At 49.8% G+C, this 11,377-nt stretch carries 13 protein-coding genes; all 13 read right to left on the bottom strand.

Annotated elements, in window-relative coordinates:
• Window positions 1-34: 34 nt before the first annotated feature.
• The 13 genes from BM159_RS02220 to BM159_RS02160 all read right to left on the bottom strand — a co-directional run bounded on the left by BM159_RS02220 (window position 35) and on the right by BM159_RS02160 (window position 11,324).
• Window positions 35-1,225: a GNAT family N-acetyltransferase gene (locus BM159_RS02220; protein ID WP_093912637.1), complete on the bottom strand. Its 1,191-nt coding sequence runs from the start codon at window positions 1,223-1,225 to the stop codon at window positions 35-37.
• 15 nt (window positions 1,226-1,240) lie between these two features.
• The gene (locus BM159_RS02215; protein WP_093912636.1) at window positions 1,241-2,152 is read right to left on the bottom strand and encodes a DUF2156 domain-containing protein; all 912 of its coding nucleotides are present in this window, start codon (window positions 2,150-2,152) and stop codon (window positions 1,241-1,243) included.
• A 243-nt stretch (window positions 2,153-2,395) separates the two neighbouring features.
• Window positions 2,396-2,680 carry a zinc-ribbon domain containing protein gene (locus BM159_RS02210; protein ID WP_093912635.1) on the bottom strand — a complete coding sequence of 95 codons (285 nt, stop codon included), beginning with the start codon at window positions 2,678-2,680 and terminating at the stop codon, window positions 2,396-2,398.
• Window positions 2,681-3,005: 325 nt separating this feature from the next.
• Window positions 3,006-3,605, bottom strand: coding sequence for an alpha-ribazole phosphatase (gene cobC / locus BM159_RS02205; protein WP_093912634.1), 600 nt, complete (start codon window positions 3,603-3,605; stop codon window positions 3,006-3,008).
• A 68-nt stretch (window positions 3,606-3,673) separates the two neighbouring features.
• Window positions 3,674-4,537: a nicotinate-nucleotide--dimethylbenzimidazole phosphoribosyltransferase gene (locus tag BM159_RS02200; RefSeq protein WP_093912633.1), complete on the bottom strand. Its 864-nt coding sequence runs from the start codon at window positions 4,535-4,537 to the stop codon at window positions 3,674-3,676.
• Window positions 4,538-4,549: 12 nt separating this feature from the next.
• Window positions 4,550-5,398: an adenosylcobinamide-GDP ribazoletransferase gene (locus BM159_RS02195; protein ID WP_093912632.1), complete on the bottom strand. Its 849-nt coding sequence runs from the start codon at window positions 5,396-5,398 to the stop codon at window positions 4,550-4,552.
• A 1-nt stretch (window position 5,399) separates the two neighbouring features.
• Window positions 5,400-6,416 carry a nicotinate-nucleotide--dimethylbenzimidazole phosphoribosyltransferase gene (gene cobT / locus BM159_RS02190; RefSeq protein WP_093912631.1) on the bottom strand — a complete coding sequence of 339 codons (1,017 nt, stop codon included), beginning with the start codon at window positions 6,414-6,416 and terminating at the stop codon, window positions 5,400-5,402.
• A gap of 92 nt (window positions 6,417-6,508) precedes the next feature.
• Window positions 6,509-7,081 (bottom strand): bifunctional adenosylcobinamide kinase/adenosylcobinamide-phosphate guanylyltransferase, encoded by a 573-nt coding sequence (gene cobU / locus BM159_RS02185; protein ID WP_093912630.1) that lies wholly within the window; start codon window positions 7,079-7,081, stop codon window positions 6,509-6,511.
• Between the two features lie 325 nt (window positions 7,082-7,406).
• Window positions 7,407-7,937 carry a cob(I)yrinic acid a,c-diamide adenosyltransferase gene (locus BM159_RS02180; protein WP_093912629.1) on the bottom strand — a complete coding sequence of 177 codons (531 nt, stop codon included), beginning with the start codon at window positions 7,935-7,937 and terminating at the stop codon, window positions 7,407-7,409.
• A 157-nt stretch (window positions 7,938-8,094) separates the two neighbouring features.
• Window positions 8,095-8,511, bottom strand: coding sequence for a nucleoside-diphosphate kinase (gene ndk / locus BM159_RS02175; protein WP_093730586.1), 417 nt, complete (start codon window positions 8,509-8,511; stop codon window positions 8,095-8,097).
• An 87-nt stretch (window positions 8,512-8,598) separates the two neighbouring features.
• Window positions 8,599-9,450, bottom strand: coding sequence for a zinc metalloprotease HtpX (gene htpX / locus BM159_RS02170; RefSeq protein ID WP_093912628.1), 852 nt, complete (start codon window positions 9,448-9,450; stop codon window positions 8,599-8,601).
• Window positions 9,451-9,597: 147 nt separating this feature from the next.
• Window positions 9,598-10,032, bottom strand: a complete 435-nt coding sequence (locus BM159_RS02165; protein WP_093912627.1) for a type II toxin-antitoxin system RatA family toxin — start codon at window positions 10,030-10,032, stop codon at window positions 9,598-9,600.
• 50 nt (window positions 10,033-10,082) lie between these two features.
• The gene (locus tag BM159_RS02160; RefSeq protein ID WP_093912626.1) at window positions 10,083-11,324 is read right to left on the bottom strand and encodes an aspartate aminotransferase family protein; all 1,242 of its coding nucleotides are present in this window, start codon (window positions 11,322-11,324) and stop codon (window positions 10,083-10,085) included.
• Window positions 11,325-11,377: the final 53 nt, after the last annotated feature.

Below are 11,377 nucleotides of genomic sequence, written 5' to 3'. Positions count from 1 at the left end.
GAAAAGAAAAATGTTAAAACAGTGTTTATAAGACTTAATAATACTCATTAATAAAATTAACACACCTGGGGAACAACGCGTCAAGGAACGAAAGCAGTTCAGGCGTATAAGTCCGCATCCTTATTTTGCCGGCCTCAACCAGCTGGCTGAAAGTAAACGCGCCGAAATAAAGCTGGGTAAACGCGCCCATGGGAACCACTGCGTCCGCGTCGCCTGCAGCCTTCTCCAGATACAGACAGCCTGTATCTGCGGTTAAGGTCACAAGATGGTTGTTCTCTTCCAGTAAGTCGTCCTGCAGCAGCAGTGTAATCCGACCCTCCGGACAGCCTTCCGGCACTTCGTACCGTTCCAGTGCCTGCACAGCATCAAAACAACGGGCCATCATAAAAGGCTTTACCCGTCCGGAGTTGTCCGCATCAGGAAAATCAAGCCAGGTCAGGTCGTCTTCCATGGCTTCCCAATACAGTTTATCCGCTGTCGAAAGATGACCGCCGGCGTAGCGCAGGAGCGCCCATTTGGCGTCCGGAGTCAGAGCCACAAGTTCCTGAATATGGAATGTCCTGTCATCTGTAATCTGATAAAACATGTAGCCTCTGGGCTCGCTTCCGTGACAGACTACTGCTGCCTGCACCTTCTCCAGCTGATGCACCGTCAGCAGTTTTTCCCACTGGAAGTCCGTCCGGATTGGCAGCCCGTTATAGCCCTCAGCTAACGCTGCGTATAAATCTTCAAACAGCGCGCTGTCGTAAGAACGGTAATGCTTCACCCACAGTTTCCCGGAGGGAACCGGCACAGCCAGTTTGCCTAACGGCATCTCATACACATGCTTGCGGTAACAAAACGCAAAGTCATATTTCTGATAAATCCCGGCATGGACAGGCATCAAAAGGGCAAAAGCGCAGTCTTTTTTCCGCATCAGACGGAAAGCGGACTGCAACAGTGCTTTAGTCAGGTTATGCCCCCTGTCTGCCGGGTCTGTCGCCACGCCTACAATATACGGAACGCGCTCTTCCTGTCCCCGCATTAAAATACTGTAGGGATTCAGGTGAAGCATGTTCTGCAAATGCCCGTCCTCTTCGGAAAAACCGCCCAGAATCAGGTTGTGACGGAGGCAGTATTCCCGGAAATACCATTGGAAGAACGGGTCTTCTTCTTTTTCAAAGCAGTAGTCCCAAAGCGCCATGACCTTGGGCAGTTCTGCCGCTGTAACAATTTTGCAGTTCATAGATTCCTCAAATCATTATTTGACAAGCAAACTGTATTTTTTCACCATAAACGCCGGATGCAGCGCTTCTTTTGCCTTGCGGAGGCCTTCCAGCCCTATATCTTCTTCCCTGTTGATATATTTCATGTCCGGCCATACGTATTTAGCGCATTCGGTCTGAATCGCCGCGTACAGGCCCCGGATATCCGGATTGGCCTTTTCCACGTTTTCATCGCAGACTTCCCCGTTGATAGCCTTGCCAAAGCCGAAGGCTTCGATCTTTCCGTTTACGCGGATCGCCCCGCCCCGCAATCCCAGGGCTTCAAAATTCACAAAGGCTTCCTGAAGCGCGCGAATCTCCCAGATAATACTGGGATCCGTGTCCATCCGGGCTTTGCACCATTCTTCGCCAAAATTCAGGCACTCGGCAAAGTTTTCTGGATTGATCATTTCAAATACATAGTCCGGATTCTCCCGTTTGAAGGAATTGTAATGGTTCTTCTGTCCGTGATACCGCCGCCCCCGTAGTGTCGCCAGGTCTTCCTGCAGATACACATAATCCCAGCTGTCCCGGTTCTCCACGAAATCCCGGTCGCCTTTCAGGCAGCTTAACCGTTCCAGGGAACACTCATAAATTCCGCGGAATTCAAAGGGACCTCCCTGTTCTTCCCGGATCTCTTTCGCCAGCAGCGGCAGGTCCTCATCCCTGCCTCCGAAAGGCTGCAGGAAATAGGTTTCCCCTTCCAGCTCCACTTTGATCAGCAGGAAACCGTATTTTTCCGCCCACCATGTGCGGTAATAATCTCTCCAGATGTACAGATTGGTAAATGCGCATTCCGAACCGAAATGCTCCGGTTTGTTCAAATAGGTTTCGAACAGGTCACGGTCTTTTACCGCAACTTCTTTAAATTCTAAAATAGGAATACCCCTTTCTGAGAAATGACACATCTGTGGCTGCTTATTGAATTGAACACAAAACTGCATGAACAAAACACAGCAACTATTCAACCCTGTATGCAGCCGGGTAGTTTTACAGAATCTTGATAACATAGCCTTATATCTTATTAATTATATCATAAAAGCATTTCAATAGAAACAAAAATAAACCGACTGTCTGTTCAACAGTCGGTTTCGGATACTATGGGTCTCTAAGGGGCGATTTTACTGGTTTTGTAAAAATTTTTATCGCGCTTAATGACCAGCTTTGCGTTTGTTAAAGCAGTCAAAGCAATAAACTGGGCGGTCTTCCGAAGGACGGAACGGAACTTCCGTTTCCTTACCGCAGTCGGCGCAAACAGCTTTAAACATTTCCCGCGGCTGGGTCCCGTTCATACGGGCTTTACGGGCAGCACGGCAGGCAGAGCAGCGCTTCGGTTCATTGGTGAAACCTTTTTCAGCATAGAATTCCTGCTCTGACGCGGAAAACACAAAATCATTTCCACATTCAACGCATTTCAGGGTCTTGTCTTCAAACATGGTTTTGTCACTCCTTTTTCTTTGTACCCCATAGGAACAACTAACTTCTTACTGTACCGCTTCTTCCTTTTGATGTACTTAGAAAAAAAGCGAGAAAACGAAACAATAAACTAAGCCGGCCTTGAGATATCCTAAGCTGAAGTATACCAAAAATAAAAAACTTGTCAATGCATATTTGCAATATTATTGGTTACAATTTTAGTAAAATTTACTATTTTAATAATTTCAGCACTATATGTTGTTATTTATGCAGAGCAAATGTGAAATCTGCTACATTATTTTTATAATTTCGCGCCAAGTCTCCGGGACAAACTTTGCCTGCCGGTCAATACCGGGTCAGGTTTGCATAATCCAGGGTGTAAGAGCGTCCCCAATAGTAGAAACACGTAATGGAAGCGTTGCCCACATGTAAATGCCAGGCGCGGTTCAGGTCCAGACCGAGCATGGTACACATCAGCACGCGGATGATCCCGCCATGGGCCACAAAAGCCACATCACCTTCCGGGTACCTGTCTAAAATTTCCTGTACTGTCGGATAGGCTCGTTTCTGCACATCCAACATGCTTTCGCCCTGCGGGATCGTTGTCCTGGCAGGACTGGCAAAAAAATCTTTCCATTCTTTCGCATATTTCTTCTGGATATCTTTGCTGTTCATGTTTTCCCAGATGCCGAAGCTCATCTCCCGCAACGCATCCGTTTCCTGCACTTCCATGCCCTTCACCCCGGCAATGATTTCCGCCGTGGTTCTGGCGCGTATCAGCGTACTGGTGTAAATTGCCTGCAACGGAATGTCTCTGAAAAAGTCTGCCGCTTTTTCTGCCTGTTCGATCCCTTTCTGATTCAGCGGGATATCCGTCTGCCCCTGAAAACGCAGAGCATTGTTGTAATCGGTTTCCCCGTGACGGATCAGATAAAGTTTTGCCATGATGTTCCCCCTTCCGCCGCGCTGGACCGCGACGCTCCCTTCTCCAATAAACTTCTGTACGGTTTTCCTTACCCCTTTAATTTTTTATCTTCCTGAACTTTTAATGAATAGTCTTCTTTTTCATTATGCACCCCGGCTTCTTCAAAAGTCTCCATTTCCCTGTAGGCCTTGATACCGGCGTCGAACAGACGCAGACAGGTCAGCGCCCCCACGCCTTCCGCATTATGCAGGGAAAGACGTAGCGGAGCCTGGAGCTGAAGCTTTTGCAGTAAAGCAGCGCTTCCCGTTTCCGCAGATTCATCCCCCGCAAAACAGTATTGCAGTACATACGGATTAAATTTGGAGGCCGCAAGAGCGGCCAGACAGGTCGCCACACCGTCCAGCATTACCGGAACACGCATTCCTGCTGCCTGCAGTATGGCGCCGGTCATGGCAGCTACCGCAGGGCATTGCAGTCTGTCCAGAAATGCCAGGCCGTCTTCTTCTTCCGGCAGATCCTGCCAGTCCGGCCGCAGTTCCTTTTCAAAAGTACCGAGACAAATCAGACCTGATTGTTCTTCCGCTATATATTCAGCAGTGAGCATGGCGCCTTCTTCGAGAAGATCGTAAGCGGATTCCCCGATGACCAGAAGCGGGATGACTTTTGCACTGACATGGGAAGCGTAAACAGAAACCGCTTTCTTCTTCAACATCGCCGTTTCAATTTCAGCAGCATGTTTCATTTCCCCCCACAGCAAAAGCAGACGGTTCTCCGGGATCACAACCAACTGTTTATCCGATGAACCCAGGATCCCCGCATAACGGGCTGTCATACTCTCCAACAGGGCAAGGGACCCCACCGGTTTGATCAGGTTATCAAACCGTTTTTGCGCTGCTTTTATGATATCGCCGCTCAGGGGCTGTATCTTCGTTATCAGTTCTTCAATATGCATAACCGTGTCCTTTTATTTTAAAAAATAATACGCCAAAAACAGTACGATCACATTACCGCATTCCGTCAGAAAACCAAACGTATCGCCGGTAAGACCTCCCAGATTCCATTTGAGGTAAAATGCCAGGGCGATACAGGGAATACAGCTTAGAACAGCCAGCTTACACCAGACAGGTCCCAACAGGAATAGCAGGATAGCTGAAAACAGTAACGCAAGTATCATATAGAAGGGACTGCCGCCGGTTTTAAACATTTCCCCCAGACCGCCGGGCCGCGCATTGGGAAATCTCAGGATATATACCACCATCAGCGTCCGGGTAATAATATACATGGCAGCCAGCAACGGACCCAGAACAGCAGGTTGAAAAGAACCGAACAGGGTAACCTTGGCCAGTATCAGGATGACCGCGCCGATCACCGCATTGGCACCCGCGTGGCTGTCCTGCATGATTTCCAGCTTTCGTTCCCTTGTCCTTCCGCTGAATATCCCGTCCGCTGTGTCCATAAAGCCGTCATACATCAGCGTGCCGATAAAGAAAAGCTCCGCCAGCACCAGAAACACACCCAGTAAATTACCGGAAAAGCCAGCCTGGATCCCAAGCCGGGCCGCCCCCCACATCAGGGCGCCCATAATTCCTCCTACGAGTGGGAAATACGGAACGGAACGGGCAAAGTCGTCCGGGAACCAGACCTCCCGTTTCGTCATCCGGATCCTCGTTAAAAATTCCAGGCAGGTAAAGAAATCCCGCAGGTAACGGAAGGGTCCTGTGGAACGTTCCGGCAAAGGAATATTTAACCGGTTCCAGAGCCCGGTCTCCTCTTCCACTTCTGTTCCTTTGGTCTTCAGATTTTCTTCTGGCATTTCAATCTCCTGTCAGTTCCCGGTATGTATCCAATGCGGAGCGCAAAATACTGATCGCCAGAGACGCGCCGGTGCCTTCACCCAGACGCATGCCTGCATGGACGATGGGTTTCAGCTTCAGCACTTCCAGCATCTTCTTTGCGCTTAAATCGGAAGAAAGGTGGGAACATAACATATAGTCCGCGCAACGGGGATTGATCCCGTACGCAATCAATGCGGCAGCTGTCGCGTTCACGCCGTCAATCATGGTCGGTACGTGACGGGCCGCTCCTGCCAGCATCATGCCGGCCAGCCCGGCATGATCATAACCGCCCATCTTGCATAACACATCCAGCCCGTCTCCGGGTTTCGGTTTATTGATTTCCAGTCCCCTGCGGACAACTTCCGTCTTGATTTTCATCCTTTCGTCGTTGATACCGCTTCCCCGGCCCACGGTCAGTTCTGCCGGAAGATCCAGAAAGCCTGCCGCGATGGCGGCGGTAGACGTGGTATTGGCGATGCCCATCTCCCCGGTCTCCAGGAGATTGCATCCATTGTCAATCACTTCATCGGCAATGCGCATACCGGTTTCCAGGGCGGCGACAGCCTGATCGTAACTCATGGCCGGGCCCTGGGTGAAGTCTTCCGTCCCCCAGGCTATTTTACACTGCCTTACATGGGAGAAGCCATGCAGATCAAAATTTGTGCCCACATCCACAACGATCATGCCTGCCCCGGCATGACGGGCCATGACATTGGCGCCTGCGGTTCCTCTTCCGTAACCGTTGATCATCTGCACGGTCACTTCCTGAGGAAAGGCGCTGACGCCGTATTTACAGATACCGTGATCGCCGCACATGAGGAGCATCACCGGTTTCAGTCCCCGGATGCCACGGCCGTCCGTCATCATCAGGTAATCGGCCGTCAAGCCTGGCAATATACCGAAATCTTCACCCGACAACAGCACGGATTCCCAGTTTTTCAGTACTTCCTTCCGGATATTTTCATTTGGGCATTCAATATATAAATCTTCTAACATAGAAGCGCTCCGTTCCATAACTGTAGCTTAACACTGACACAGGGTGAACGACATAACCGTTCCTTTTGCCTGTTTATTTTTTACAGAATCTGTTACTCAAACCGAAACGCAAGCCGTTTGATATCCACGGCCTGCCCTGCAACCACATAAAAAACCTGGTCGGCAGCTTCCCCGATCTGCTGGTTCACCCAGCCGGAAATATCCCTGTATTCCCGGGCCATGGCATTATCAGGAACAATCCCGCTGCCGACTTCGTTCGAAACGAATACAACGGTCCTGCCGCAGGCTCTTGCCGCATCCAGTAAACGCCGGATCCGATTTCTGACTACGTCAGCTTTTTCAGCCGTGGTACCTTGCGGCGCGTTATTCCCATATAACATGTTGCTCAGATAGATGGTGATATCGTCAAATAAAATAGCGTCTGTACGTTCACCGGCTTCGGGAAAAACCTGTTCTGCAAAATAGGGGGCCTCGAAGGTGATCCATCTCTTCTCCCTGCGGCTGCGATGCAGTTTAACCCGTTCCGCCATCTCCTCATCCAGTATTTCTGCCGTAGCAATATAACCGCAGAGATTCCCGGCGTGAAGCACATATTTTTCTGCAAACTCACTTTTCCCGCTGCGGGCACCGCCCAGCACCAATACAAGTTTATTCTCCCTGCCCACTGTAGCATATCCTCCTGTCACTGACGCAACGGTATGTGCAGATAATAATCTATGAACCAGACGAACTGCCCGTTACTGCGTTTTATCCGGTGTCATTTCTACCCTCAGTCAACGCGGTGTTTAACAGTTTTATCTGTGAATTCGCTTCTGAGAACAGATATCATAAAACAACCCGGTAAAATAACTTTAACTATTTTATTATACCATAGAAAAAGCCCCCTGACTATGTGTCAGGAGGCGTGATTCATAAAATTAGTGTAAACGTATTTAGTGTTTTACTGCAACGTTGCTATGGGATTGGCCAGGGGGGGATTGTAACAAAAAACTATTTACTCTCTTCTACGCCTACTTCCGTTTCAACGCGGGCCAGGATAAAGCACAGGTCTGACAGCCGGTTCACGCAGATCAGCAGCTGCGGATTTACCGGTTCCGTTTCATTCAGACGCAGCAGCTGGCGTTCCGCGCGGCGGGTGGTAGTACGGGCGATATCCAGAGCGCCTGCCCCGGGAGTATCCCCGGGAATAATAAAATGACTCAGGGGCTGCAGCATCGAGTCAAATTTGTCGATGGTGCTTTCAAACAGTTTCACATGCTCTTCCGTAATATACGGCTGGGGCAGATTTAAGCTTGCCACGTCTGCCATCATGGACATCAGCAGCTTCTGAACATTAAATATAGCTTCTCGTACATCATCCCGTTTTACCAGTGATCGGGCAAGTCCCAGCGCAGAAGTGATTTCATCAAGATTGCCATAGGATTCCACGCGCGTAGAGCACTTGGATACACGTTCGCCGGTATACAGACCGGTGGTTCCTTTATCACCTGTACGGGTATAGACTGCAGCTTTTTTCGACATACTTCATAACCTCCTTACAATTTGCTTGTACCGGTTTATACGGTACGCGGACATGATTTCTGCCATTTCCCAAATGGAACCAAAATATCACATCCCCGCAGGTTTAATGAGAGTACGGGGAAAAAAGCCCAGACAAACATGTCTGAGCTTTTCAATCTTAATAAATTTCTTCCGGTTTGAAAAAGTTTTTGATTTCCCGTTCTGCAGCTTCCGGGCTGTCGCTGCCGTGAATAACGTTTTCACCTTTATCCAGAGCAAAATCGCCGCGGATAGAACCGGGGGTGGATTCGATGGGATCGGTCACGCCCATCATGGTGCGGATGGCTTTAATGGCGTTGGGGCCTTCTACAATCATGGCAACCAGCGGGCCGCCGGTGATAAAAGCTTCCAGTTCCGGGAAGAACGGTTTGTCAACATGTTCCGCATAATGGTATTTTGCCTGGTCCTTGGTCATAACCAGCATTTTCAACGCGCAGATCTTTAAGCCGCGGCGTTCAAAGCGGGCAATGATCTCGCCGATTAAATGTTTGCGTACTCCGTCAGGCTTTACTAATACCAAAGATTTCTGATCCATTGTTTTACTCTCCTTTAAAAATAAAATAATATAATGCAATGCAAAATCTATCGATCCGGACGGGATGCCCGGTATCAATCATGAAAATCAGTCTTCCAGTTTGCCCTGCCGCCTCATCTCTTCGGCCTGTCTGCGCAGCAGCGCTACGCGTTCTTCCGTGGACGGATGGGTGCTGAACAGCTTCTGCATATCTTTCGCGCTGAAAGGACACATGATAAACATATGGGCTGTTGCCTCCGTAGCGTTATGCATGGTACGGCGGGTGGAATACTGGGCAATCTTTTCCAGGGCATCAGCCAGATGGTTCGGGTTGCCGCACAATTCGCCGCCGCCTTCATCAGCTTTATACTCGCGGCTGCGGGAAACAGCCATCTGGATCAGCGCCGCCGCAATAGGAGCCAGAATCAGGAAAAACAAGCCGGCAATGGGATTGCTGTTTTCCCTGTCACGGCCGCCGCCAAACCATAAAGCAAACCGGGAAATTGTCGTAATCACACCGGCCAGACTGGCTGCCACGGTACTGATCAGGATATCCCCGTTCTTTACGTGGGTCAGCTCATGCCCCAGTACGCCTTCGATTTCTTTCGGGGTAAGATAATTCATCAGCGCCGTGGTCACCGCTACGGCCGCATGCTGCGGATTACGTCCGGTGGCAAAGGCGTTGGGCACCTGATCATCGATAATATACACTTTGGGCATGGGAAGGTTAGCCCGCTGGGCCAGCCGTTTCACAATGCCGTATAAAGCCGGCGCAGAATTCTCATCCACCTGATGGGCCCTGTACTGGGCCAGCACAACTTTATCGCTGTTCCAATACGTGTAGAAATTCATGGCCAGTGAAAAGATAAGCATGATCATCATGCCTTGCTGACCGCCTGCAAAATCGCCTACCATAACCAGCAACAGTGTAAGTAATGTCATTAAAAACGCTGTTCTCATCGTTCTTCGCACGCTCCTTATACAAAACTCATATCGCCGGACTGTAAAAGGAATCCCATATAAACAGTCATCTTCCATCCTGCCGGCAAACAAAAGGATTATTCCAGTCAAAACCAGTTATATCAATTCATTATAACAGACTTTGTTTTATTTTTCAATTTCACCTTTTATAGCCTGCAGCATGTCCTCACTGTTTTCACGTACCTTGCGGATCAGGATGGGGTTTAACAATCCGGCGATCATGGGGATGCCGAACTCGAAATCCACGGCAAGGGAAACATTGACACCCTCTTCCGTATCATGCATCTCCCAGGCGCCTTCCATCTTTTTCAAATCACCGGCAGTCTGCTTATAGGTAATCTTAAAGGACTCCGGATAAAAGTCATCCCGCTCGGTCCAGACGATCTTTCTGCCGTCCACATTGGAGACCCAATGGGAAATATCGTAGTTCTCGCCCTTCTCCAGCACTTCTACGCTGACAAGATTTTTCATAAATTTCGGATAGGAGGCCATATCCTGAATTACATCAAAAATTCTCTGCTTTTCGCCTTTAATAACAATCTCCGATTTTACAAACGGCATATAAACTCCTTTTCTTACACGCCTGGAGGGCTGTGCGTATTTACACGTATTTATAATTCATCGATCACTTCAGCAACCTGTTTTATGGAATTACGTAAAACTTCCAGCACATGGTCCACCACGGATTTCGGCATGATCAGCGGCGGTTCGATCCGGATGACCTTCGGGTTGTTCAGCGTGTATGCTACAATAATGTGCTGATCGATCATCAGCGCCATCAGCATACCGCCGGCGCCTTCTTTTGCCAGATCCATGCCGATCATCATGCCGCGGCCGCGGACTTCTTTAATTACCTGAGGGAATTCTTTCGCAATAGCTTCAATGCCTTTCTTAAAGTATGCGCCGGTCTCCGCGCTGCGCTGCAGCAGGTCTTCTTCTTCGATGACCTGTAAGGTCGCCACACCGGCCGCGCAGGCCATCTGCCCGCCGCCAAAGGTTGACGTGTGCAGGAAAGGCGCTTCGATGAGGCCCTGCCAGGCTGCTTCCGTCCCGATTACGGAACCGATAGGCATAATGCCGCCGCCCAGGGCTTTAGCTACGGCCATCAGGTCAGGCTTCGCCCCGTCATGTTCCACGCCGAACCAGGTCCCGGTACGTCCGATCCCGGTCTGCACTTCATCTGCAATCAGCAGTGCGCCATTTTTATGAGCAATTTCTTCCGCCTGTTTCATGTAACCGTCAGCCGGGACATTGATACCGCCCTCCCCCTGTACCGGTTCCAGGATCACGGCAGCCGTATTTTCGTCAACGGCCTGTTCCAGCGCGGGAATATCATTAAATGGAACATGGGTAAAGCCATCCAGCAGCGGTTTGAAAGGATCACGGTACAGATCCCGGCCTGTGGCTGTCAGAGAACCGAAGGTTTTGCCGTGGAACGCGTTGTGGGCCGCCACGAACTTCTTACGGCCGGTAGCCAGACGCGCCACTTTCAGACAGCCTTCTACCGCTTCCGTGCCGCTGTTACAGAAAAAGTTGTACTGCAAAGCGCCGGGTGTGATTTCCGCCAGCTTTTCCGCCAGCATCGCTGCCGGCTCATTGAACAGGACTTTACCGCACATGGGCATGTTATGAAGTTCCCGCTCTACCGCCTCCAACACTTTCGGATGCCTGTGGCCTACCGCAAACATGCCATAACCGCCCAGACAGTCAATAAACGACTTGCCTTCCGTATCGGTAATGGTCCAGCCTTCCGCATGGGCTTCAATGCTGGACAGTCCCATAAAACGGAACAGCCGCGTCGAGGACGGATTTATAAATTTCTCGTATTTCTGCATTACTTCTTCCGAGTTCATCGTTTCCTCCAAAAAGGGAAATATAAATCTGATGTTACAAACTAACACAAATT

The organism is Succiniclasticum ruminis DSM 9236 (assembly GCF_900112895.1).
Classification (GTDB): Bacteria; Bacillota; Negativicutes; order Acidaminococcales; family Acidaminococcaceae; genus Succiniclasticum; species Succiniclasticum ruminis.
Note: the sequence above shows the minus strand (reverse complement) of the source record. Positions and strands in the feature narration are given on the sequence as shown.

Bases quoted from the DNA above. Each gene is read 5' to 3' on its own strand.
- BM159_RS02220 (WP_093912637.1), bottom strand. From the start codon at position 1,225: ATGAACTGCAAAATTGTTACAGCGGCAGAACTGCCCAAGGTCATGGCG.
- BM159_RS02215 (WP_093912636.1), bottom strand. From the start codon at position 2,152: ATGTGTCATTTCTCAGAAAGGGGTATTCCTATTTTAGAATTTAAAGAA.
- BM159_RS02210 (WP_093912635.1), bottom strand. From the start codon at position 2,680: ATGTTTGAAGACAAGACCCTGAAATGCGTTGAATGTGGAAATGATTTT.
- cobC (WP_093912634.1), bottom strand. From the start codon at position 3,605: ATGGCAAAACTTTATCTGATCCGTCACGGGGAAACCGATTACAACAAT.
- BM159_RS02200 (WP_093912633.1), bottom strand. From the start codon at position 4,537: ATGCATATTGAAGAACTGATAACGAAGATACAGCCCCTGAGCGGCGAT.
- BM159_RS02195 (WP_093912632.1), bottom strand. From the start codon at position 5,398: ATGCCAGAAGAAAATCTGAAGACCAAAGGAACAGAAGTGGAAGAGGAG.
- cobT (WP_093912631.1), bottom strand. From the start codon at position 6,416: ATGTTAGAAGATTTATATATTGAATGCCCAAATGAAAATATCCGGAAG.
- BM159_RS02180 (WP_093912629.1), bottom strand. From the start codon at position 7,937: ATGTCGAAAAAAGCTGCAGTCTATACCCGTACAGGTGATAAAGGAACC.
- ndk (WP_093730586.1), bottom strand. From the start codon at position 8,511: ATGGATCAGAAATCTTTGGTATTAGTAAAGCCTGACGGAGTACGCAAA.
- htpX (WP_093912628.1), bottom strand. From the start codon at position 9,450: ATGAGAACAGCGTTTTTAATGACATTACTTACACTGTTGCTGGTTATG.
- BM159_RS02165 (WP_093912627.1), bottom strand. From the start codon at position 10,032: ATGCCGTTTGTAAAATCGGAGATTGTTATTAAAGGCGAAAAGCAGAGA.
- BM159_RS02160 (WP_093912626.1), bottom strand. From the start codon at position 11,324: ATGAACTCGGAAGAAGTAATGCAGAAATACGAGAAATTTATAAATCCG.